The 22807-nt window shown below is 65.7% G+C and carries 21 protein-coding genes and 1 pseudogene; 13 read left to right on the top strand and 9 right to left on the bottom strand.

The window, feature by feature from the left end; genetic code table 11:
* Positions 1-11: 11 nt before the first annotated feature.
* Together ACVWW6_RS29320 and ACVWW6_RS29315 are read right to left on the bottom strand one after the other, a co-directional pair.
* On the bottom strand, positions 12-1256 hold the full coding sequence (locus ACVWW6_RS29320; protein ID WP_161534963.1) for a cytochrome c: 1245 nt from the start codon (positions 1254-1256) through the stop codon (positions 12-14).
* Between the two features lie 11 nt (positions 1257-1267).
* On the bottom strand, positions 1268-1879 hold the full coding sequence (locus ACVWW6_RS29315) for a c-type cytochrome (protein WP_231166733.1): 612 nt from the start codon (positions 1877-1879) through the stop codon (positions 1268-1270).
* Positions 1880-2068: 189 nt separating this feature from the next.
* Here ACVWW6_RS29315 and ACVWW6_RS29310 point away from each other — a divergent pair, with 189 nt between their 5' ends.
* Entirely contained in the window at positions 2069-2269 is a 201-nt protein-coding gene (locus ACVWW6_RS29310) for a hypothetical protein (protein WP_129557617.1), read from the top strand.
* 134 nt (positions 2270-2403) lie between these two features.
* On the opposite strand, the gene ACVWW6_RS29305 is transcribed toward ACVWW6_RS29310, so the two are convergent.
* Together ACVWW6_RS29305 and ACVWW6_RS29300 are read right to left on the bottom strand one after the other, a co-directional pair.
* Positions 2404-3012 (bottom strand): CinA family protein, encoded by a 609-nt coding sequence (locus ACVWW6_RS29305; protein WP_011087256.1) that lies wholly within the window; start codon positions 3010-3012, stop codon positions 2404-2406.
* 3 nt (positions 3013-3015) lie between these two features.
* A pseudogene (locus ACVWW6_RS29300) lies at positions 3016-4213 on the bottom strand (bifunctional 2-C-methyl-D-erythritol 4-phosphate cytidylyltransferase/2-C-methyl-D-erythritol 2,4-cyclodiphosphate synthase).
* A 279-nt stretch (positions 4214-4492) separates the two neighbouring features.
* Between ACVWW6_RS29300 and dusB the strand changes: the two are divergent.
* The 7 genes from dusB (at position 4493) to hflX (ending at position 14356) form a co-directional block, all read left to right on the top strand.
* Positions 4493-5494, top strand: a complete 1002-nt coding sequence (gene dusB, locus ACVWW6_RS29295; protein WP_161537076.1) for a tRNA dihydrouridine synthase DusB — start codon at positions 4493-4495, stop codon at positions 5492-5494.
* Positions 5491-6666, top strand: coding sequence for a two-component system sensor histidine kinase NtrB (locus ACVWW6_RS29290; protein ID WP_011087259.1), 1176 nt, complete (start codon positions 5491-5493; stop codon positions 6664-6666). The genes dusB and ACVWW6_RS29290 overlap by 4 nt, the downstream gene beginning before the upstream one ends.
* A 9-nt stretch (positions 6667-6675) precedes the next feature.
* Positions 6676-8118, top strand: a complete 1443-nt coding sequence (ntrC, locus tag ACVWW6_RS29285) for a nitrogen regulation protein NR(I) (RefSeq protein ID WP_028174062.1) — start codon at positions 6676-6678, stop codon at positions 8116-8118.
* Positions 8119-8609: 491 nt separating this feature from the next.
* Positions 8610-11036 carry an ATP-binding protein gene (locus tag ACVWW6_RS29280; protein ID WP_456681810.1) on the top strand — a complete coding sequence of 809 codons (2427 nt, stop codon included), beginning with the start codon at positions 8610-8612 and terminating at the stop codon, positions 11034-11036.
* 17 nt (positions 11037-11053) lie between these two features.
* A complete protein-coding gene (ntrX, locus tag ACVWW6_RS29275; RefSeq protein ID WP_011087262.1) occupies positions 11054-12424 on the top strand; it encodes a nitrogen assimilation response regulator NtrX in 1371 nt (456 codons plus the stop codon).
* Between the two features lie 289 nt (positions 12425-12713).
* Positions 12714-12962, top strand: coding sequence for an RNA chaperone Hfq (hfq, locus tag ACVWW6_RS29270; RefSeq protein ID WP_007591126.1), 249 nt, complete (start codon positions 12714-12716; stop codon positions 12960-12962).
* A gap of 11 nt (positions 12963-12973) precedes the next feature.
* Positions 12974-14356 (top strand): GTPase HflX, encoded by a 1383-nt coding sequence (gene hflX, locus ACVWW6_RS29265; RefSeq protein ID WP_456681809.1) that lies wholly within the window; start codon positions 12974-12976, stop codon positions 14354-14356.
* A gap of 57 nt (positions 14357-14413) precedes the next feature.
* Here hflX and ACVWW6_RS29260 read toward each other — a convergent pair whose 3' ends face one another.
* Both ACVWW6_RS29260 and mazG read right to left on the bottom strand, forming a co-directional pair.
* On the bottom strand, positions 14414-14872 hold the full coding sequence (locus ACVWW6_RS29260) for a GNAT family N-acetyltransferase (RefSeq protein ID WP_011087264.1): 459 nt from the start codon (positions 14870-14872) through the stop codon (positions 14414-14416).
* Between the two features lie 15 nt (positions 14873-14887).
* Positions 14888-15706, bottom strand: a complete 819-nt coding sequence (gene mazG / locus ACVWW6_RS29255) for a nucleoside triphosphate pyrophosphohydrolase (protein WP_271557559.1) — start codon at positions 15704-15706, stop codon at positions 14888-14890.
* Between the two features lie 128 nt (positions 15707-15834).
* Between mazG and queC the strand changes: the two genes are divergently transcribed.
* Positions 15835-16548, top strand: a complete 714-nt coding sequence (gene queC / locus ACVWW6_RS29250) for a 7-cyano-7-deazaguanine synthase QueC (protein WP_304565087.1) — start codon at positions 15835-15837, stop codon at positions 16546-16548.
* A 115-nt stretch (positions 16549-16663) separates the two neighbouring features.
* Here queC and ACVWW6_RS29245 read toward each other — a convergent pair whose 3' ends face one another.
* The 3 genes from ACVWW6_RS29245 to nthA are packed head-to-tail and all read right to left on the bottom strand — an operon-like array spanning position 16664 to position 18323.
* Positions 16664-17041, bottom strand: coding sequence for a nitrile hydratase accessory protein (locus ACVWW6_RS29245; protein WP_161534959.1), 378 nt, complete (start codon positions 17039-17041; stop codon positions 16664-16666).
* Positions 17041-17700: a nitrile hydratase subunit beta gene (gene nthB, locus ACVWW6_RS29240; protein ID WP_011087268.1), complete on the bottom strand. Its 660-nt coding sequence runs from the start codon at positions 17698-17700 to the stop codon at positions 17041-17043. The genes ACVWW6_RS29245 and nthB overlap by 1 nt, the downstream gene beginning before the upstream one ends.
* A complete protein-coding gene (nthA, locus tag ACVWW6_RS29235) occupies positions 17697-18323 on the bottom strand; it encodes a nitrile hydratase subunit alpha (protein WP_456681808.1) in 627 nt (208 codons plus the stop codon). Before nthA ends, nthB begins: the two co-directional genes overlap by 4 nt.
* 62 nt (positions 18324-18385) lie before the next feature.
* Here nthA and ACVWW6_RS29230 point away from each other — a divergent pair, with 62 nt between their 5' ends.
* The 4 genes from ACVWW6_RS29230 to ACVWW6_RS29215 all read left to right on the top strand — a co-directional run bounded on the left by ACVWW6_RS29230 (position 18386) and on the right by ACVWW6_RS29215 (position 22806).
* Positions 18386-19144, top strand: coding sequence for a hypothetical protein (locus ACVWW6_RS29230; protein WP_456681807.1), 759 nt, complete (start codon positions 18386-18388; stop codon positions 19142-19144).
* A gap of 144 nt (positions 19145-19288) precedes the next feature.
* Positions 19289-20761, top strand: a complete 1473-nt coding sequence (locus ACVWW6_RS29225) for a DASS family sodium-coupled anion symporter (protein ID WP_456681806.1) — start codon at positions 19289-19291, stop codon at positions 20759-20761.
* A gap of 253 nt (positions 20762-21014) precedes the next feature.
* Positions 21015-22151, top strand: a complete 1137-nt coding sequence (locus ACVWW6_RS29220) for a methionine ABC transporter ATP-binding protein (RefSeq protein WP_211433385.1) — start codon at positions 21015-21017, stop codon at positions 22149-22151.
* Positions 22141-22806, top strand: a complete 666-nt coding sequence (locus ACVWW6_RS29215; protein WP_011087273.1) for a methionine ABC transporter permease — start codon at positions 22141-22143, stop codon at positions 22804-22806. Before ACVWW6_RS29220 ends, ACVWW6_RS29215 begins: the two co-directional genes overlap by 11 nt.
* Position 22807 lies beyond the last annotated feature (1 nt).

Below are 22807 nucleotides of genomic sequence, written 5' to 3'. Positions count from 1 at the left end.
CTCTAGCGTCCTCAGTTCAGCGGTGCGGAGCGCAGCTCGTTGGCCTCGCGGGCCGAGACCGGCGTGCCGCGATTGCCCCAGGCGGTGCGGATGTAGGAGACGACGGCGGCGACCTCATTGTCGGAGAGCAGGCCCGCGAACGGCGGCATGCCGTAAGGCATCGGATTGCCCTTGGTGCCCGGCGGATAGCCGCCGTTGAGCACCATGCGGATCGGGTTGACCGCCGACTGCATCTCGATCGACTGGTTGTTGGCGAGCGGCGGCCAGTGCGGCGGCTTGCCTTCGCCCTGCGTGCCATGACAGCTCGCGCAGTTCTTGTCATAGACTGTCTTGCCGAGGCTGATCAGCAGGCTGCTCTCGGTGGTCGGCAGCGCCGAGCTCGCCGGCGGCGGCGGGGAGGGCTCCGAGATGCCCTTGAGGTACACCGCCATCGCCTTGGTGTCCTCGTCGCTCAGATATTGCAGGCTGTTGTGCACGACTTCGGCCATCGGGCCGTAGACGACACCGCGGGCCGAAACGCCGGTCTGGAGCAGGTCGGTGATGTCCTTGATGCTCCAGTCGCCGAGGCCCGCCTCGCGGTTGGACGTGAGCGAGGGCGCGTACCAGTTCTGCATCGGGATCAGGCCGCCCTTGAAGGCGTCCGATTGCGAGGTGCCGCCGAGCGCGTTGATCGGTGAGTGACACATGCCGCAATGGCCGAGGCCCTCGACCAGATAGGCGCCGCGGTTCCACTCGGCAGACTTGGTCGGGTCCGGCTTGAACTCGCCCTCGCTGAAGAACAGCGTGCGCCAGCCGAGGATGAGCTGGCGGTTGTCATAGGGAAAGCGCAACTCGTGCGGCCTGTTCCTCTGGCTGACCGGCGGGATCGAGCGCAGGTAGGCGAAAATCGCGTCGCTGTCGGCGCGCGTCACCTTGGTGTAGGAGGCGAACGGCATCGCCGGATAGATCAGCCCGCCATCCGGGAAGCGGCCATTGTGCATCGTCCTGTAGAAATCGTCCGCGCTCCATTTGCCGATCCCGGTCTCCGGATCGGGCGTGATGTTGGAGGTGTAGAGCGTGCCGAACGGCGTCGGCATGGCGCGGCCGCCGGCGAACAGACGGCCTTCCGGTGCGGTGTGGCAGGCGGTGCAATCGCCGGCGCGGGCGAGATATTCGCCGCGCGCGATGATATCGCCGGTCTTGTCTTTGTCCTGCGCCTGCGTGGCCGTCGTGAACGCGGCGAGAGCGAGGAGCGTGATCGACAGTCTTGAGCCCATCATCCGCCTCGTCAGTTGGGCTGGCTGCCGCAGCCAAAAGGCAGCGCGTAGGTGCCTTTCGGCACGGGAGCCGGGTTCGCGGGCGCCGGCCGCGTCGCGAGCCAGGCTGCAACGGCGGTGACGTCGGCCTCGGTCAAATGGCCGGCGACGAGCTGCATGCAGTCGGGCGATTTCGCCGTGCGGTTGCCGTAGCGCCAGGCGCCGAGTTGGGCGCTGATGTAAGGCGCGCGCAAGCCGAGCAGTCCGGGGATGCCGGGCTGCATGCCCGTGAGTCCGGGACCATGGCAGCTCACACAGGCCGGAATGTTGCGGCCCGCATCGCCGCTGGTCGCAAGCTGCTCGCCCTGCGCCAGCACGTCCTTGCTGACCTCGCTCGGCGCCGGTTGCGGCAGCGGCGGGTGCTCGGTGGCAAAATACTCCGCCATCGCCTCCAGATACGGATCCGGCAGGAATTCCAGCAGATAGTTCATCGGCGGATATTTGCGCCGGCCGCTGCGGAAGGCGAGGAGCTGGTTGTAGAGATAGCCGGCGGGCTTGCCGGCGAGGCGCGGGAAATAGACGTCGCTGGTGCCTTCGCCCTTGTTGCCGTGACAGGGCGTGCAGGCCTCGACCCGCGCCGCCATCGTATCCGGCGGCTGGTTGGCCGTTTGTGCGGCTGCGCCGTCAAGGGCGGCCAAGATGGCAATGGCCAGAGCAGTGGTGCGAGCGAACAATTCGTCGCCCTCCAGAAGGCTGGGCCGGTTGATTCCGGACCACAACATAGAGCGGCATTATTGCGCCAATATGGTCGCGCGCAAGTTCGGATGGGGACGATGACGTTTGGTCGCGCTCTTGCACTGCATATAACGATCGGATTCGACAAGATTTGCGTGCTTTTTGAAAAGCAAGCGCGGCATCTCAGTCTCGCGGCGCGTCTTGCCCGAGCCCTGTTTCGTGCTTCCATTGACCTCGACACAAAACACAGCTGGGTTCAGAAGGCGGAAGATCGCTACGCTGAAGCTAACGGATGTTGAGTGGCCTACAGGGGTTGACCGTGGACCACATTGCTCTGACGATCTTCAAGGAAATCGCGGACACCGATCTAGCGACATGCGGGACTTCTGCTGCGGCGTCCCGGGCATCGCTTCGCTCACCCGGGCTACGGGACTCACCCCCGCGGTGACCGCGGCGGCCTGCGCTTCGCCGCATGCCGGCGCGGCGACCGCGTCACACGGGGGCGCAAGCGGCTCGCGGCGGCGCGTTGTGGCTTGGCCGTGACTTGCGGGCCGCGGGCGAGATCCATCAGCATGCGCAGCGCCTCGACGACGGAGCGCTGGCGGACCGCGGTGCGGCCGATCGCGCCGAAACGGTGCTCGCGATGGATGATGCGGCCGTCGCGTGCGGCGGCGGCGAAGTGCACGAGGCCGACCGGCTTGCCGGGTGTGGCGCCGCCAGGGCCGGCGATGCCGGTGATGGCGACCGCGAGGTCGACACCGGCACGCTCCAGCGCGCCGATCGCCATCGCGGTTGCGGTCTCCTTGCTGACCGCGCCGAAATTGGCGAGCGTACCTGCTTCAACGCCGAGCATCGCGCGCTTGGCGTCGTTGGAATAGGTGACGAAGCCGCGGTCGATCACGTCGGAGGAGCCGGGGATGTCGGTCAGCGCGCCGGCAACGAGCCCGCCGGTGCAGGACTCGGCCGTGGCGATCGTCAGCTTGCGCATCCGGCACAAATCGAGCAGCGAGCGGGAGAGGGCGCGTGCGTCGCTGCCGGCCATGGCCTAGACGCTCCAAGTCTTCTCGTTAAACGGCAGGCGGATGGTGGCGCTCGCGGTGGCCGCGATGCCTTCCTCGCGGCCGGTGAAGCCGAGCCGCTCGCTGGTCGTCGCCTTCACCGCGACGCGCGAGATGTCGACGCCGGAGATCTCGGCGATGCGCGCGCGCATGGTGTCGCGCAGGGGGCCGATCTTTGGCCGCTCGCAGATCATCGTCACCTCGAGATTGGCAACGCGGCCGCCGCGCTGGGCGACGCGTTCGATGGCGTATTTCAGGAACTGGTCGGAGGAGGCGCCCTTCCACTTCGCATCGCTCGGCGGGAAGTGCGAGCCGATGTCGCCGTCGGCCAGCGCGCCGAGGATGGCATCCACCAGCGCATGCAGGCCGACATCGCCGTCGGAATGCGCCAGGAACCCCTTGCTGTGCGGCACGCGAACGCCGCAGATCATGACGTGGTCGCCTTCGCCGAAGGCGTGGACGTCGTAGCCCGTGCCGGTCCTGATGTCGCCGAGCTGGGCGGCCAGGCGCGCTTCCTCGCGCACGAAATCTTCCGGGAGTGGTGAGCTTCATGTTGGCAACATCGCCTTCAAAGGTTGCAACCGTCAATCCCGCCCATTCGGCAATCGCGGCATCATCGGTGAAATCGCTGCGTCCGTCTTTCGCCGCGCGACGATGCGCCTCGAGGATGACGTCGAAACGAAAGGATTGCGGCGTCTGTGCGATCCGCAGGCGAGCCCGATCCGGCGTGTCCTCGACGTTGCCGCTCGCGCCGGTGAGCTTGATGGTGTCGGTGACGGGAACGACGGGGATCGCGGCGCCGGTGCGGCTCGCCGCATCGATCGCGCGCGAGATCACACCTTCCGAGACGAAGGGACGCGCAGCGTCGTGGATCAGGACGATGTCGGGCTGGTGCTTTGCGAGCGCTTCGAGACCGGCAAGCACCGAGCCCTGGCGCGTGGCGCCGCCATTGGCCGGCGGCTCGTGCTTCAATCCTGCGACCGCTGCCGTGAACATGGCGCTGTCGTCGGGGTTGACCACGGGCTGCACTGCAAACACGTCGGGGTGGCGGCTGAAGGCTTCCATGGCGCGATAGATCACGGGCTGGCCGCCGATCTCGCGATATTGTTTCGGCCCGCCGGCGCCGGCGCGCAGGCCGCGACCTGCCGCGACAAGAACGACTGCGGTGCGCTGTGATTTCGCCATAGGACTCAAATACTCAGTTGCTAATGAAAGAGTCGGAAGTGGGTGATTGCCGGCATGCCTCTAGCACGGCAGGCCCGCAAAAAAAGGGGGTTTCCCTGGATTGTGGGAAACAGCAATTTGCTGCACTGCACTTGAAAGATTTGCAGAACTGTCTAAACTGTAGGCATGACGCTTGACTGCACAAGAATTGTGCGCAAGATAGGTCATGGCAGGTGCGATGAGGCCCTGCGAGTGAATGAGACCACTGTGACCGGCTCGGCAGGATCAGGCTCCAAGCCCTTGAAAATAGGCGATATTGAGGTCGCCACCCCGGTCTTCCTGGCACCGATGTCGGGAGTGACTGACTCGCCCGTCCGGCGGTTGGTCGCCGAGCTTGGGGCAGGTCTGGTGGTGTCCGAAATGACCGCCAGCGATGAGCTCGCCAACGGCCACCGGATGTCCCGGTTGCGCTGCGAAGCGACCGGAATCGGTCCGCACGTGGTGCAGCTCGCCGGCTGCGAGGCGCACTGGATGGCCGAAGGCGCCCGGATCGCCGAAGCGGAAGGCGCCGATATCATCGACATCAATATGGGCTGTCCGGCCCGCCACGTCACGGGCGGCCAGTCCGGCTCGGCCCTGATGCGCGATCTCGACCACGCTGTCGGCCTGATCGATGCGACGATCGCGGCGGTGAAGGTGCCGGTGACGCTGAAGATGCGGCTCGGCTGGGACGACCGCAGCCGCAATGCGCCGGAACTGGCGCGGCGCGCGGAAGCCGCGGGTATCAAGCTCGTGACCGTGCATGGCCGCACCCGCTGCCAGTTCTACAAGGGCGAGGCCGATTGGGATGCGATCCGCACCGTGCGCGAGGCGATCTCGATTCCGCTCATCGTCAACGGCGACATCACCTCGTACGAGAAGGCGCTCGCGGCGCTCGAATCCTCCGGCGCCGACGCCGTGATGATCGGCCGCGGCGCACAGGGCCAGCCCTGGCTGCCCGGCCAGATCGGCCGGCGCCTGAAGGGCGGGGCGGCGGAAGCCACGCCGTCGCTCGCGACGCAACTCCATTATGTCCGCACGCTTTATGAAGGCGTGTGCGCGCTCTACGGCCTGCGCGTCGGTCTCAAGCATGCCCGCAAGCATCTCGGCTGGGCGCTCGACGTCGCCGCCGATGCGAGCCGCGCGCCGGTCGAGAAGCTGAAATCCTGGCGCCGGACAATTCTGACGTCCGAAGATCCCCGCCTCGTTCACCAGTCACTGCAAGATGCCTTCGACGACTTCGCATGGAGCGCTGCTGCATGAGCTCAGCCGCTGAACAACGTCGGCCGCTACCGTCCGACAGCGATGCGATCCTGGACGCGCTTCCCAATCCCGTGCTCCTGATCGGGCCGGACGGCAAGATCGTCGCCGCCAACATCGCAACCGAAGCCTTCTTTGAGATCTCGACGCAATTCCTGAAGCGGCAGTCGCTGAAAGAGCTGGTGCCGTTCGGCAGCCCCTTGCTGGCGCTGATCGACCAGGTGCGCTCGTCGAACTCGCCGGTGAACGAATACAAGGTCGATTTGGGCACGCCCCGCATGGGCGGCGATCGCCAGGTCGATCTGCACGTCGCCCCGCTCACCGAGCGGCCCGGCCATATCGTGGTGATGCTTCAGGAGCGCACCATCGCCGACAAGATGGATCGGCAGCTCACCCATCGCAGCGCCGCGCGCTCGGTGATAGCGCTAGCAGCGATGCTCGCGCATGAGATCAAGAATCCGCTCTCCGGCATCCGCGGCGCGGCGCAGCTGCTGGAGCAGCAGGCCTCGTCCGAGGACCGCATGCTGACGCGGCTGATCTGCGACGAGGCCGACCGCATCGTGACGCTGGTCGACCGCATGGAGGTGTTCGGCGACGAGCGTCCCGTGGTGCGCGGGCCGGTCAATATCCATTCGGTGCTCGATCACGTGAAGCGGCTGGCGCAGTCGGGCTTTGCCCGCAACATCCGCTTCATCGAGGACTACGATCCCTCGCTGCCGCCGGTGCTGGCGAACCAGGATCAGCTGATCCAGGTGTTCCTCAATCTCGTGAAGAACGCCGCCGAAGCCTTGATCGACGTGCCCGATGCCGAGATCCAGCTCACCACCGCGTTCCGCCCCGGCGTGCGCCTGTCAGTCCCCGGTCAAAAATCCCGGGTATCCTTGCCGCTCGAATTCTGCGTGAGGGACAACGGACCAGGCGTGCCGGACGATCTTCTGCCCAACCTGTTCGATCCCTTCGTGACCACCAAGCAGACCGGCTCGGGTCTGGGCCTCGCCCTGGTCGCAAAGATCGTCGGCGATCACGGGGGCATCATCGAATGCGAATCTCAGCCGCGCAAGACCACCTTCCGCGTGCTGATGCCGATGTATTCCACATCGGTCAAACATGCCGATCACAGCAGTCGCGACGGCTCTGCCGGGAAGTCGTCGTCTGCATCACAGGGGGCAAAATGAGGATTAACAATGCCCGCAGGTAGCATTCTCGTTGCAGATGACGACACCGCCATCCGCACGGTTCTCAATCAGGCTCTGTCCCGCGCCGGCTATGAGGTCAGGCTCACCGGCAATGCCGCAACGCTATGGCGCTGGGTCAGCCAGGGGGAGGGCGATCTCGTCATCACCGACGTGGTGATGCCGGACGAAAACGCCTTCGACCTGTTGCCGCGGATCAAGAAGATGCGGCCGAATTTGCCCGTCATCGTCATGAGCGCGCAGAACACCTTCATGACGGCGATCCGCGCCTCCGAGCGCGGGGCGTACGAGTATCTGCCGAAGCCCTTCGACCTGAAGGAGCTGATCGCCATCGTCGGCCGTGCGCTCGCCGAGCCGAAGGAGCGAACCTCGACGCCGGACGAGGACGCCGAGATGGAGGCGATCCCGCTGGTCGGCCGCTCGCCGGCGATGCAGGAAATCTACCGCGTGCTGGCGCGCCTGATGCAGACCGACCTCACCGTGATGATCACGGGCGAGTCCGGAACCGGCAAGGAGCTGGTGGCGCGCGCGCTGCACGATTACGGCAAGCGCCGCAACGGCCCGTTCGTCGCCGTCAACATGGCGGCGATCCCGCGCGACCTGATCGAGTCCGAGCTGTTCGGCCATGAGCGCGGCGCCTTCACCGGCGCCAACACCCGCGCCTCGGGCCGGTTCGAGCAGGCCGAGGGCGGCACGCTGTTCCTGGACGAGATCGGCGACATGCCGATGGAGGCGCAGACCCGCCTGCTGCGCGTGCTCCAGCAGGGCGAATACACCACCGTCGGCGGCCGCACCCCGATCAAGACCGACGTGCGGATCGTTGCGGCCTCCAACAAGGATCTGCGCGTGCTGATCCAGCAGGGCTTGTTCCGCGAAGACCTGTTCTTCCGCCTCAACGTCGTGCCGCTGCGGCTGCCTCCCTTGCGCGAGCGCATCGAGGATCTGCCGGATCTCGTGCGCCACTTCTTCGCGCTGGCCGAGAAGGACGGCCTGCCGCCGAAGAAGCTGGATGCGCTGGCGCTGGAGCGGCTGAAGCAGCACCGCTGGCCCGGCAACGTGCGCGAGCTCGAAAATCTCGCCCGGCGCCTCGCGGCGCTCTATCCGCAGGATGTGATCACGGCCTCCGTCATCGACGGCGAGCTTGCGCCGCCCTCGGTCAGCCCCGGTGCCGCGGTCCAGCAGGGCGTCGACAATCTCGGCGGCGCGGTGGAGGCGTATCTGTCCTCGCACTTCCAGGGCTTTCCGAACGGCGTGCCGCCGCCGGGCCTCTATCACCGCATCCTCAAGGAGATCGAGGTGCCGCTGCTCACGGCCGCGCTGGCGGCGACCCGCGGCAACCAGATCCGCGCCGCGGACCTGCTCGGCCTCAACCGCAACACCCTGCGCAAGAAGATCCGGGACCTCGACATCCAGGTCTATCGGAGCGGGGGCTAGTTCTAGCTCGCCGCCTCGGACGGTGGCTCAGCTCCCCCTACCAAGGCGGAGCTGAGCCTGTCCGGATCGCGCTGGCCTTGATGGCTGACGCGGTGAGCAGAAGTCCGAATCGGACTGAATTGTTCCGCCGGAACATTCAAATGAGTCATTCGACCGCGGGGTGCGGTCTCGCGCCTATCTGACCAGTCGGGCTGACGCCGGCAGCATGGCCACGTCAGCCGGTGCCTGTCTGCCGGGGCCGTTGACCAGCAGGTCGGAAGCCACGATCAGCAGCAGAACGGCCGCGACCATTATCGCGAGAAAGAACCTGTCCATCCCAGTCAAGCCGGAATAGACGGATTCCGTTCCCGCTGGCCCGGCGTGCCCTGTGGATGCGCCGGTCCGTCGCGGCACAGGCGCCGCGGAATTGTCGCAATTCGGCAACAATGTGGTACGAATACATCAGTATCCGCCGCCGCCGCGGACCCCTGTTTTCAGCACCCATTGCCGGAATGACCAGCGCAGACACCTCGGCCGCATCCTTTGACACGGCCCCAGCTGAAGAGCCCCGACGCTGGTCGCCGCGACGCTGGCTGGCGCCCTTTGCCGTGGCGCTGGCGCTGCTGTCGGGCCTGCTGACCTTCCTGGTCCTGACTGGCCTCACCAGGATCGATCCGACGCCGGAGGTGGTCCGCACGTTCTATCTGATGAATGCGGGCACGATCCTGCTCCTGGTCGGGATCATCGTCCGCGAACTCTGGCAGCTCATCCTGGCGCGCCGGCGGGGCAGGGCGGCGGCACGTCTCCATGTCCAGATCGTCAGCCTCTTTTCGATCGTGGCGGTGCTGCCGGCCGTGCTGGTTTCCGTCGTCGCCAACGTCACCCTCGAGCGCGGCCTCGACCGGTTGTTCTCCGGGCCGACCAAGGAGGTCATCCAGAATTCGCTGAACATCGCGCGGGCCTATATGCAGGACCATGCGCAGCTGATCCGCGGCGACATTCTCGGCATGGCCAACGATATCGCGCACGCCCGGCCGCTCTACGACCAGGATCGGCGGTCGTTTCGCGAGCTGCTGACGGCCAGTGCCAGCTCCCGCAATCTGCCGGGCGCGATGATCATCGACAAGAACACCAACATCCTGGAATCCGCCGACACCGGCATGCGGCTGGCCTATTCGCCGCCGGCGCCGGACTTCCTCAGCAACGTCAACGAGTCCGAGCCCGAGATCGCGGTGCTGCCGGATGCGAGCTTCGTCGCCGCGGTGATCCGCCTGCGCGCCTTCAGCGACACCTTCCTCTATGTCGCGCGGCCGCTCGATCCGAACGTGGTCAACCAGCTCAAGCAGACCGAGGTCAGCGTCGCCGAATATGCCCAGATCGAGTCGCGGCGGCTCGGCATCCAGGTCGCCTTCGCGCTGATGTTCGCGGTGATCGCGCTGACCATCCTGATGGCTTCGGTGCTGATCGGGCTGAACTTCGCCAACTCGCTGGTCTCGCCGATCCGGCGGCTGATGAACGCGGCCCACACGGTCTCGACCGGCGACCTTCACGTGAAGGTGCCGGTGCACCAGTCGGAGGGCGATCTCGCCCAGCTCGGCGAAACCTTCAACAAGATGACGCAGGAATTGCGCAGCCAGCGCGACGAACTGGTCAACGCCAGCGACCTCATCGACAGCCGTCGCCGCTTCATCGAAGCGGTGCTGTCCTCGGCGAGCGCCGGCATCATCGGCGTCGATACTTCGGGCAGCGTCGGCATCCTCAACCGCTCCGCCGAGAAGCTGATCGGGCACTCCGAAGCGGAGACGCTCGGCCATGCGCTCTCCGACGTCCTGCCGGAGCTCGACGAGATGATGAAGACCGCGCGGGAAGGCACCCAGCGCCTGGTGCAGGGCCAGATCACGATCACCCGCGACGGACAGGAGCGCAACCTCTCGGTCCGCGTCAGCGCCGAGAAGAACCAGCCGCACGACAGCTACATCATCACGCTCGACGACATCACCGAGCTGGTGTCGGCACAGCGCACCTCGGCCTGGGGCGATGTGGCGCGCCGCATCGCCCATGAGATCAAGAACCCGCTGACGCCGATCCAGCTCTCGGCCGAGCGCATCCGCCGCAAGTTCGGCAAGGACATCACCGAGACCAAGGACAAGCAGATCTTCGAGCAGTGCACCGACACCATCGTGCGCCAGGTCGACGACATCAGGCGCATGGTCGACGAATTCTCGCGCTTCGCGCGGATGCCGAAACCGGTGATGGAGGGCGAGGACGTCGTCGACACCGTGCGGCAGGCGGTGTTCCTGATGAAGGTCGCCCACCCCGAGCTCGATATCGAGGCCGAGTTCAAGGAAGATCCGTTGCGCGCCCAGTTCGACCGCCGGCTGATCTCGCAGGCGGTCACCAACATCGTCAAGAACGCCACCGAGGCAATCGAGCAGGTCCCGCCGGAAGAGCTCGGCAAGGGCCGCATCGACGTCGTGGTGTCGCGCGAGGGCGAGGACGTGCTGATCGACGTCATCGACAATGGCATCGGCCTGCCCAAGGTGGCGCGCTCGCGGCTGCTCGAGCCGTATGTGACGACGCGGGCCAAGGGCACCGGCCTTGGCCTTGCGATCGTCGGCCGCGTGCTGGAAGACCATGGCGGGCGCATCGAGTTGAAGGACGCCTCCGACTTCCGCGCAGGCCAGCGCGGCGCCTGGATGCGGATGCGCTTTGCGATCTCCGGCACGCCGGCGAAGACCGAAGGGACCGAGGAGGCGCCGGCCGTCAAGAATACGCGCGAGGAAGCGACCGCGGAAACGGTCAAGGATGCGGCGAAGGAAGCGGAAATCGCCAAGGAATCCATCAAGGGCACCGAAACAAAAGGGCCGGCAGCCGAAACCAAAGAGCCGGCTGAAAAGACCAATGATTCAACGAAGATCGAAGCCTCAACAGGCAGCTGACAAGACAGGCGCGACCCATGGCAAGTGAAATTCTGATTGTCGATGATGAGGCCGATATTCGGGATCTCGTTGCGGGCATCCTCGAGGACGAGGGGTTCGTCACCCGGACTGCACGCGACAGCGACTCGGCCCTGGCCGAAATCGCCAACCGCAGGCCGCATCTGGTGTTCCTCGACATCTGGCTCCAGGGCTCCAAGCTCGACGGCTTGCAGCTCCTGGAGCAGGTCAAGAAGGACAATGCCGACCTGCCGGTCGTGATGATCTCCGGCCACGGCAACATCGAGACCGCGGTCGCCGCAATCAAGCGCGGCGCCTACGACTTCATCGAGAAGCCGTTCAAGGCGGACCGGCTGATCCTGGTCGCCAACCGAGCGCTGGAGAACTCGCGGCTCAAGCGCGAGGTCAAGGAGCTGAAGCAGCTCGCGCCGAGTGCAAGCTCGCTGGTCGGCCGCTCGCCCAGCATGAACCAGCTGCGCCAGACCATCGAGCGCGCGGCCAAGGCCAACAGCCGCATCCTGATCGTCGGCCCCGCCGGCGCCGGCAAGGAGCTGACTGCGCGCACGCTGCACACGGCCTCGGGCCGCGCCGACGGTCCCTTCGTTGTCATCAACGCCGCCGCGATCACGCCCGAGCGCATGGAGCACGAGCTGTTCGGCGTCGAGCAGTCCAATGGCGAGCAGCCGCGCAAGCCGGGCGCGCTCGAAGAGGCGCATGGCGGCACGCTGTTCATCGACGAGATCGCGGACATGCCGCGCGAGACCCAGAACAAGATCTTGCGCGTGCTGGTCGAGCAGTCGTTCCAGCGCGTCGGCGGCACCGGCAAAGTGCAGGTCGACGTGCGCATCATCTCCTCGACGGCGCGCAACCTGGAGGAGGAGATCGCGGCCGGCCATTTCCGCGAGGACCTCTATCATCGCCTCTCGGTCGTGCCGATCCGCGTGCCCGCACTCTCGGAGCGGCGCGAGGATATTCCGGAGCTGATCGACTACTTCATGGAGCAGATCTCGGCCGGCAGCGGGCTGCCCAAGCGGCAGATCGGACAGGACGCGATGGCAGTGCTGCAATCGCATGTCTGGCCCGGCAATGTGCGCCAGCTCCGCAACAACGTTGAAAGAGTCATGATTCTGGCCGCGGGCGGACCGGAGGTCATCATCACCGCCGACATGCTGCCGCAGGACGTCGGCTCGATGGTGCCGGCGATGCCGACCAGCAACAATGGCGAGCACATCATGGGCCTGCCGTTGCGCGAAGCGCGCGAAGTGTTCGAGCGCGACTATTTGATTGCACAGATCAGCCGTTTTTCAGGAAATATTTCTCGCACGGCTGAGTTCGTTGGCATGGAACGGTCGGCACTGCACCGAAAGCTGAAGGCACTCGGCGTAGGTTAGAACGCTGCGAGCGAATTGGATACCGGCCCGCATACAGAGATCGCCGCGACGTCGTGGCGGCTCGTCAGGGATAAGCGAGGAAAATCATCGATTTCCGTAGTTTTTCGGGGCAATAGGGCATGGGCTGCCGCGTGAAGCGGCTTGCCTAATATCCCGACCTGTCCTCTAATCGAACCGCTGTTCCTCCGAGGGGGATCTCATGAGGAGCGGCAACCGGAAGAGGCCCCGAATTTCACAAAGAGGGCCGCAACCGGTGCAATAAAAAGAAACTCAAAGCGAGAAAAAAACAATGGCGGCAGACCGCGCACAAAACCTACAGGACACCTTCCTTAATCACGTTCGCAAAACCAAGACGCCACTGACGATCTTTCTGGTCAACGGAGTGAAGCTCCAGGGCATCGTGACCTGGTTCGACAATTTCTGTTTGCTGCTTCGGCGCGACGGTCACTCGCAGCTCGTCTACAAGCATGCGATCTCGACCATCATGCCGGGCGCTCCGATCCAGCTGTTCGAAGGCGGCGAGGATCAGCCGGCTTGAGAGTGACCTGATTGGAACCCCGGAATTTCGACGGGGATGCCGACCGTTCGCGGCCGGCAGGGGCTAAGCAAACGGGGCGGGTGCTTGTCATCGGCCCCTACTTGCGTGTGCGCGCGGGCGGTACCGACGCGCAATCGGAAAGCCATGTCGTGCGTGACGCCGAGGCCCGGCTCGATGAAGCCGCGGGCCTCGCGCGCGCGATCGATCTCGTCATCGCCGACGCCATCATCGCGCCGATCAGCCAGATCCGTCCCGCCACCTATATCGGCAAGGGCAAGGTCGAGGAGATCGCCGCGCTGGCCAAGAGCCTCGACGTCGAGCTCGTGGTGATGGATTGCGCGCTGGCGCCGATCCAGCAGCGCAACCTCGAGAAGGAGCTGCACGCCAAGGTGCTCGACCGCACCGGCCTGATCCTGGAAATCTTCGGCCGCCGCGCCAAGACCAAGGAAGGCTCGCTCCAGGTCGAGCTCGCGCATCTCAACTACCAGCGCTCGCGCCTGGTGCGATCCTGGACCCATCTGGAACGCCAGCGCGGCGGTTTCGGCTTCATGGGCGGTCCCGGCGAGACGCAGATCGAGGCCGACCGCCGCCTGATCCAGGAGCGCATCTCCAAGCTCGAGGGCGAACTGAAGAAGGTGCAGGCGACGCGGCGGCTGCATCGCGCCGGGCGCCAGCGCGTGCCGTATCGCGTCGTCGCATTGGTCGGCTACACCAATGCCGGCAAGTCGACGCTGTTCAACCGCCTGACGCGCGCCGACGTGCAGGCCGCCGACATGCTGTTTGCAACCCTCGATCCGACCCTGCGCGCGCTCACCCTGCCGCATGGCGGCAAGGCGATGCTGTCCGACACCGTCGGCTTCATCTCCAATCTGCCGACGCAGCTCGTTGCCGCCTTCCGCGCCACGCTGGAGGAGGTGCTGGAAGCCGACGTCATCCTGCATGTCCGCGATATCTCGCATGAGGACGCCGAGGCGCAGCAGAGCGACGTCGATGCGGTGCTGCGCCAGCTCGGCATCAATCCCGACGATTCCGGCCGCATCATCGAGGTCTGGAACAAGATCGACCGTTACGACGCCGAGCAGCGCGAAGAGCTCTTGAACATCGCCGCGCGCAGGCCGGAGGATCATCCGGCGATGCTGGTCTCGGCCGTGTCAGGCGAGGGGGTCGACGCGCTGCTCGCCGCGATCGAGGAGCGGCTTGCGGCCAAACGCACCACGCTCGATCTCTCGATCGACGCCGGCGACGGTGCCGGAATCAGCTGGCTGCACCGCAATTCCGAAGTGCTGGCGAAAGAGCTGCACGACGGCCGCTTCGACATGACCGTGCGGGTGGACGAGACCAAGCGCGATATCGTGGTGAACCGGTTCGACGCCGTGCCGCGTCTGTCGGCGTAAGCCACGCTTCGCGTCCCGGATTGCGCTTCGCTCCGACCGGGCTACGAACCGAGAAGATCACTTGGACAGGTCGAGGCGCATGAACTGGTTGTGCGGGCTCGCCTGATAGTCAGCGAACGGCTCGCAGGATACGAAACCGGCGCTCCGGTACAGCGAGATGGCGGGAGCGTGCAGCGGCGCTGTGCCCGTCTCCAAACTGAGTTGCTGATATCCTCGCTTGCGGCCCTCGGCAATGATGTGGTGCAGCAGAGCGCGTCCGACCCCGCTACGCCGCGCAGTGGGCGCAGCGCGCATCGACTTCACTTCGCCGTGCGTCTCATCCAATTGCTTCAAAGCCCCGAATCCAGCCAGCACATCGCCCTGCCAGGCCGTCCAGAACGTGACGCTCGCAGCCGAAAGACCGCTCGCGTCCAGCGCCTGCGCATGCTCGCCCATGACGCTGCGGAGCTCTTCCAGATGATGCGCCAACAAATAGGCGACATAGGGGGCCGTCGGATCGTCCTGCCTGATTTCCACGTCGCGCCCCCCGCATCAGATTGCCGTCTTCGCCGCATTCCACAGCGCGTCCATTTCCGCCAGCGACGCCTGCTCCAGCGTCCGGCCCTGCGCTTCCAGAGAGCGCTCGATATAGGCAAAGCGGCGCTCGAACTTTGCGTTGGTCGCGCGCAGCGCGGCTTCCGGATCGGCATCGACATGGCGGGCGAGGTTGACAAGGGCGAACATCAAATCGCCGGTCTCTTCGGCGATCTCCTGCTTGTCATTGCGATCCAGCGCGGCCTCGATCTCGTCGGCTTCTTCGCGGATCTTTTGCAGAACCGCGCGCGGGTCGTTCCAGTCGAAGCCGACGGTGGAGGCCTTGCGCTGCAGCTCCATGGCGCGGGTCAGCGCAGGCTGGCCGGCCTTCACGCCCGAGAGCAGGGATTTGTGCGACGGAGCTTCCTCCGGCGGCCGGCGCGCAGCGCGCTCGGCTTTCTCCTCGGCCTTGATGCGGTCCCAGACTTCCTTGACGTGGGAGGAGGCGAGATTGCCGTCCTTGTCGGCGAAGACATGGGGATGCCGCCGGATCATCTTGCGGGTGATGGCCTCGACCACGTCTCCAAAGGCGAACGCGTTCTGCTCCGAAGCCATCTGGGCGTGGAACACGACCTGGAGCAGGAGGTCGCCGAGCTCTTCGCGCAAATCGTCGAGATCGCCGCGGGTGATGGCGTCCACCACCTCATAGGCTTCCTCGATCGTGTAGGGCGCGATGGTCGCAAAATTCTGCTCGAGGTCCCAGGGACAGCCGGTCACCGGCGTGCGCAGCGCGGCCATGATCTCGATCAGGCGGGAAATGTCGCGGGAAGGGGTCATTGCGGGCCATTGCTCCTGGGTCTCCAGCCTTATGCCAAAAGCGGCCCGCCGATCCCAGCGCGGCGCGACGGAACGGGCCGATTTCCACCGATTGGCGGGCCCGTTCCGCAGTGCTAAAGCGCGGGGCCATGAGTGACGCATTTTCATCCGAAACCGCCCTGGTGCTGTTCTCCGGCGGGCAGGACTCCACCACCTGCCTTGCCTGGGCGCTCAGCCGCTTCGCGCGCGTCGAGACGCTGGGGTTCGACTACGGCCAGCGCCATGCTGTTGAGCTCGCTTGCCGTGATCGTCTGTTCGATGGCCTCAAGGGCCTGCGCGCGGATTGGGCGGACAAGCTCGGCGAGAGCCACACGCTGTCGATCCCGACCTTAGCCGCGATCTCGGACACGGCGCTGACGCGCGACGTCGCGATCGCGATGGGCACGGACGGCCTGCCCAACACCTTCGTGCCCGGCCGCAATCTGGTGTTCCTCACCTTTGCCGCGGCGCTAGCCTACCGGCGCGGCATCACCCACATCGTCGGCGGCATGTGCGAGACCGATTATTCCGGCTACCCCGATTGCCGCGACGAGACCGTCCGCGCCATGCAGGCCGCGCTCTCGCTCGGCATGGCCCGTAAATTCGAGCTGCATACGCCGCTGATGTGGATCGACAAGGCCGCGACGTGGAAGCTCGCGCATGACCTCGGCGGCGAGGGCCTCGTCGATCTCATCCGCGAACAGTCGCACACCTGCTATCTCGGCGAACGCGGCGCGCAGCATGAGTGGGGATACGGCTGCGGCGAGTGCCCGGCGTGCAGCCTGCGGGCGAAGGGGTGGAACGAGTACGTGGCGCACAGGTAGCGTCTCAAACTCCACCGTCATAGCGAGGAGCTCTTGCGACGAAGCAATCCAGAATCCCTCCGCGGAAAGATTCTGGATTGCTTCGCTGCGCTCGCAATGACGGGTGTGGTTCGACCTACCTAAAATCCTCCGGCTTCAGCTCAATCGGCTTGCCGTGCGGCGTCCTGTCGGCGGCGTGGTCCCAGGCGTCGCGGTAGCGGTGCAGCGTCTCCGTGGATGCGACACCCTTGCGTGCGACGAGCCCCTCCAGCGTGGCGAGCCAGTGCAGGTAGTAGGTTTCGCCCGTATCGGGGTCGCCGGCGGCCTGCGCGCGCTTGATCTCGGAGGCCAAGGCTGCGGCCCATTCCGGCCAGGTGAACACGCCGCGCTCGTGCAGGCTCAAGGCCATCGCGAACGCATGGGCCTCCCAGGGCGCGCGGAACACCGGGCCGTCGTCATCGCGCGGAATGCTCGGAATGGCCGCGGTCGCGGCGGCAGCAAGCGTGCTGCTCATCACGCCAGGTCCAGATACGGCTCGAACGCGTCGATCGAGACCTTCGAGGTCGGATCGCCATCCGCGCCCCAGAGATCGCTGCCCTCGAACACGACCGTGTAGAGCCATTGCGGATTTTCGCCGAGCTCCATCGCCGCCGAATCCGGAAAGACGTGGCAGCCATGGTTGAGCTCGACCACGCCGACATGGCCACGGACATAGCGCGGCAGCCGCGTGTGCGTCGCCGGATGGATGTTTTTCGCCCGCACGCGATCGCCGATGTTGAATTTCGCTGGCGCCGGGGCAGGGCGGGCGAACTTGCCGCGCACCATGACGCGCTCGACATTGGCGAGGTCGAACTTGCCATGCTTGAGCGCCTTCGCAGGCTGGATCGCGTGGCCGGCGGCGACCTCCTCGCGGGTGAGGTAGCCCTTCTCGATCAGCATCTCCTCGAGACCGAGAAACCATTTCTTGTAATAGGAGCTTGACAGGTACACATCCGGCGGCAGCGTCTCGCGATAGAAGCGCGAGGTGTCGATGTTGAAGGCGCCGGCGGCGCCCATCGCGCGCACCATGGCGAGAACGCGGGATTCCCATTCCTCGTGAAACATCGGTTCGTTCGGCTCGGGCTCGACCTTGCCGAACCCGTCCATGCCGCCCATGTCGTGCACGCCGTTCATGACGGCGCTCCCGGCGTCTTGGGGAATCCGGTGCCGATCATGGAATCGCGCGTGACAAGCTCGGCGAGCTGCTCCTCGCTCCAGCCCTCCGTACCCTCGGGCCGCATCGGCAGCACCAGGAAGCGCGTCTCGGCGGTGGAATCCCAGACGCGAACTTCGATATCCTTGGGCAGCGCGACGCCGAAATCGGCGAGCACGCCGCGCGGGTCCTTCACCGCACGCGAGCGATAGGGCGCGGCCTTGTACCAGACCGGCGGCAGCCCCAGCATTTCCCAGGGGTAGCAGGAGCACAGCGTGCACACGACCATATTGTGCCGCTGCGGCGTGTTCTCGACCACGACGAGATGGTCGCCGACGCGGCTGACATGGCCGAGCGTGCCGATCGCCTTCGAGCCATCCTCGAGCAGCGCCTGCTTGAAGGCCGGATCGGTCCAGGCCTTGGCGACGACGCGGGCACCGTTGTGCGGGCCGATCCTGGTCTCGTAGGCCTGGATGATGGCATCGAGCGCGGCCGGCTCGACATAGCCTTTTTCAGTCAGGATCGTCTCGAGCGCGCGCACGCGCAGCTCGGTCTCGGACAGTTCGGAATGGTCGTGATCGTGGTGATGATGATGGTCGCTCATGGACGGAAGATAGTCCCAGAATCCGGGCCTTGTCGAGGCGAAGACTCTGCTAACATCGGGCCATGGGATGGGTTGCACGAACCGGAATAACCGCCGCAATCGCGGCTCTTGTCGTATTCGCAGCGCAGGATGCGCGCGCCGCGAATGGCGCCTATGCGGTGGATGCCGCCGACATCTCCGAGGTCGGCTCCTGCAAGGTCGAAAGCTGGCTGTCGACGGCTTCAAACACCGATGTCGAGGCAGTCGCCAATCCCTCCTGCGTCGTCGATCCTTTCAGGCCGATCGAGCTGAGCATGCAGACCATCCGGGCCCGCAGCGACGGCGACTGGAGCACGACGGTCGCTCCGAAAGCCAAGACGAATTTCGTCCCGACCGGCATCGGCCGGTGGGGATTGTCGGCTTATGGCGGCGGATCATTCGATGCGGCGACCGGAGAGGCGCTATCCGCCTTTGCCGTCATCCCCGCGACCTTCCGCCTGTCCGAGACCATGCGCGTCAACGTCAACGGCGGCTGGCTCTGGGATCGCACGGTCGATCGCCACTATCTGACCTACGGCATCGGCTTCGACTGGAAGTTCACCGACACGTTGCAGTGGACGATCGAGGCCTTTGGCCAGGCCGGCGCGTCCGAGATCGCGAGCGTCGTGCAGCCGCGCTTCCAGACCGGCGTCCGCTACCGGCCGAACGAGATATTCTCCGTCGACGTGATCTACGGCCGCAACATCACCGGCGAGAACGCCAACTGGATCACCATCGGCACCACCATCCGGTTTCCGGTCCGCGGCAGCGAGCCCGAGCACCGGCGCACCGGGCATTTGTGACCGCGAGGGAAAATCAGGCACCGGGCGGCAGAACCCGCGTCAAGCCATTGATCGCGCCGCGGACAGTCCTTATACGCCGCGCAGGGACAAGAGCGGCCCGGCCAACGGGCGGCACGACGCAACGACAATCGAGGGGGAGGGCCCATGGCCGCGAGCTCACAGGCACCTGAGGCGAAAGGGTTTCGCTGGAAGCTGATCGCACCGCTCGTGGTGTGGCTGGCGATCTATCTGTGGCCGGTGCCATCAGGGCTCAACGTCAATCAATGGCACTACTTTGCGGTGTTCGCGGCCGTCATCACCGGGCTGATCCTGGAATCGATGCCGGTCGGCGCGGTCGGCCTGATCGGGCTGACGGTTGCCGGCGTCGGCGGCTATATCGATCCCGATCCGACCAAGTCGCTGCGCTGGATGCTGGCGGGATTTGCCGAGAGCACGGTGTGGCTGATTGTCGGCGCCTTCGTGTTCTCGATCGGCTATCGCAAGAGCCAGCTCGGCCGGCGCATCGCGCTGGTGCTGGTGCAAAAGCTCGGCCGCAACACGCTCGGCCTCGGCTATGCGGTCGCGATGTCGGACTTCCTGCTCGCGCCGGCAACGCCCTCCAACACCGCGCGCAGCGGCGGCATCGTCTATCCCATCATCAGCAACATCCCGCGCATCTATGGCTCCGAGCCGGGACCGACCGCCGGCAGGATCGGCACCTATGTGATGTGGACCGCGTTCGCGGCGACCGCGGTCACCAGCTCGCTGTTCTTCACCGCGCTCGCGCCCAATGCGGCGGCGCTCGCCATCGCCAAGAAGACCGTCGGGGTCGAGGTGAGCTGGGGCCAGTGGTTCATCGGCTTTGCGCCGCTCGGCATCCTCCTGATGATCCTCGTCCCGCTGCTCAGCTATCTGGTGTGCCGGCCCGAAGTGAAGCGCAGCCCGGAAATCGCCGAATGGGCGGCAAAGGAGCTCAGCGAGATGGGCCCGATGTCGCGCAACGAATGGATCATGCTGGCGCTGATCGTGCTCGCGATGTTCCTGTGGATCGCGGGCTCCAGCCCGGACATCAACGTGCCGCTGCTCGGCTCGAACTTCGTCAACGCCACCACCGTCGTCTTCATCGTGATCTCCTTGATGCTGGTCACGGGCGTGATCGAGTTTGCCGACATCGTCAGCGAGAAGAGCGCCTGGGAGGTGTTCTTCTATTTCACCTCGCTGCTGACGCTGGCCTCGGGCCTCAACGAGATCGGGTTCATCAAATGGTTCGCGACCGAGTACGCAAAGCCGCTCGCCGGGCTGTCGCCGTCAACCGCGATGATCCTGCTGGTCGCGCTGTTCTTCTGGATCCACTATTTCTTCTCCAGCATCACCTCGCATGCGGCTGCCGTGCTGCCTGTCGTACTCGCGGTCGGCTCGGGCATTCCCGGCCTGCCTGTCACGACGCTCGCCATGCTCTGCATGTATTCGCTCGGCCTGATGGGCGTGATCTCGCCTTACGCCACGGGGCCGGCGCCGATGTATTTCGGCAGCGGCTATATCGGGAAGGGCCAGTTCTGGGGTTTTGGCCTGATCTTCGGGCTGCTCTATTTCGCAGGCCTTCTGTTGATCGTGCTGCCCTGGTTGCAGGTCCGCTGAGCCGGGCGAGACTGATGCCCCCGGCAGATGAATTTTCTTCGCCGGGGCGGGATTTGGAAAACTTCGTCCAACTCCCTGCAAATATCTGACATTGCAAGAAAGACCCGTTCGGGCGATGGTGCATGCTGCGGTGCAGCGCGCTCGACCCGGGCGCCCGGTCGCAGTTTCATTCCCCGTCGCGCGATGCGACCTGGTTCCCGTGCGCCCCCTGGGACACGCGGCAAGCGAACTATTGTACAAGAAGGCCGCCGCCATGAACGCCCACCAATCGCTCGCGATCGGACAGAGGATCGAAACGCGCGATGCGATTTCACCTGCCGCGACCGCGCCGGACGCGATGGTCCGTTTCGAAGGCATTTCGAAGACCTATCCGGCCTATCGCGGCAAGCCCGGCGTCAACGCCCTGCAGGACATCGACTTCGCGATTCCGCGCGGCTCGATCACCGGCGTGATCGGCCGCTCCGGCGCCGGCAAGTCGAGCCTGGTCCGGCTGATCAACGGGCTGGAGAAGCCGACCACGGGACGCGTGATCGTCGACAACAAGGATATCTCGGCGCTGGCGGGCCGCGAGTTGCGGCTGGCGCAGCGCTCGATCGGCATGATCTTCCAGCATTTCAACCTGCTGTCGTCGCGCACCGCGGCCGACAACATCGCGTTGCCGCTCGAGATCGCCGGCTGGGCCAGGGCGGATATCAAGGCCCGCGTCGCCGAGCTGCTGGCGCTGGTCGGCATCGCCGACAAGCACGACCGTTATCCCTCGGAACTGTCCGGCGGCCAGAAGCAGCGCGTCGGCATTGCGCGGGCGCTGGCGACACGGCCGAGCGTGCTGCTGTCGGACGAGGCGACGTCCGCGCTCGATCCGCAGACCACGCGCGCGATCCTCGATCTGCTTGCCAACATCAACCGCGAGCTTGGCGTGACCATCGTGCTGATCACCCACGAGATGTCCGTGGTGCGCCAGCTCGCCAGGGAAGTCGTGGTGCTCGATGCCGGCCATGTCGTCGAGAGCGGCCACGTCGCCGACATCTTCACCCGTCCCAAACATCCGATCACGCAGTCCTTCCTGGCCGAAGTGGTCGGCGACAGCCTGCCGGTGTCGCTGGCGAGCCGGATCGTGTCGGAGCCGTCTGCCGGCGGGCAGGCCGTGATCCGCGTCCAGGTGCGCGGGGCGGGGGCCGGCGACACGCTGGTGGCGCGGCTCGCGCGCGAGCTCGGCCTCGACGTTGCGCTGCTTGCGGCGCGTATCGACGAGATCGGCGGCCAGCACGTGGGCTCGCTCACCCTTGGTATCCCTCTCGGTATTTCCAGCGGCGAAGACGCGGTGACGCGGACGCTCGCCTGGCTCTCTCAATATCAATTCCCGGCGGAGCGTCTCGGCTATGTCGCCTGAACTCATCAATTTGATCATCCAGGCCACCTTCGAAAGCCTGTACATGGTCGGTATCGCAGCGCTGCTCGGTACCGCCTTCGGCCTGCCGCTCGGCGTGTTCCTGGCGACCAGCCGGAAAGGGGAGCTGTTCGCGGCCCCCGTCGTCAATCGCGTGCTCGGCATCGTCGTCAATGCGACGCGCTCGACGCCCTTCATCATCCTGGTCGTCGCCATCATCCCGTTCACGCGGCTCGTCGCCGGCACCTCGATCGGTTCGACCGCGGCGATCGTGCCGCTCACCATCGCCTCGACGCCGTTCATCGCGCGCCTCGTCGAAGCCGCGATCCGCGAGGTCGACGGCGGCCTGATCGAGACCGCGTCCTCGTTCGGGGCTTCCCCGATGCAGATCGTGTTCAAGGTGCTGATCCCCGAGGCATTGCCCGGCTTGTTGCTGGCGCTGACGCTCGCGGTGGTGAGCCTGCTCGGCTACTCCGCCATGGTCGGCGCCGTCGGCGGCGGGGGCCTGGGGGATCTCGGCATCCGTTACGGCTACCAGCGCTTCATGCCGGAGATGATGCTGGCCGTCGTCGTCGTGCTGATCGCACTGGTCCAGCTCGTCCAGAGCGCCGGCGACTATCTGGCGGGCCGGGTCAATCGCCGGCTGCGGCATCGCTGAC

The organism is Bradyrhizobium sp. USDA 3311 (genome assembly GCF_054062495.1).
The sequence above is the reverse complement of the archived record's forward strand: the minus strand, read 5'-3'. Positions and strand labels throughout refer to the sequence as shown.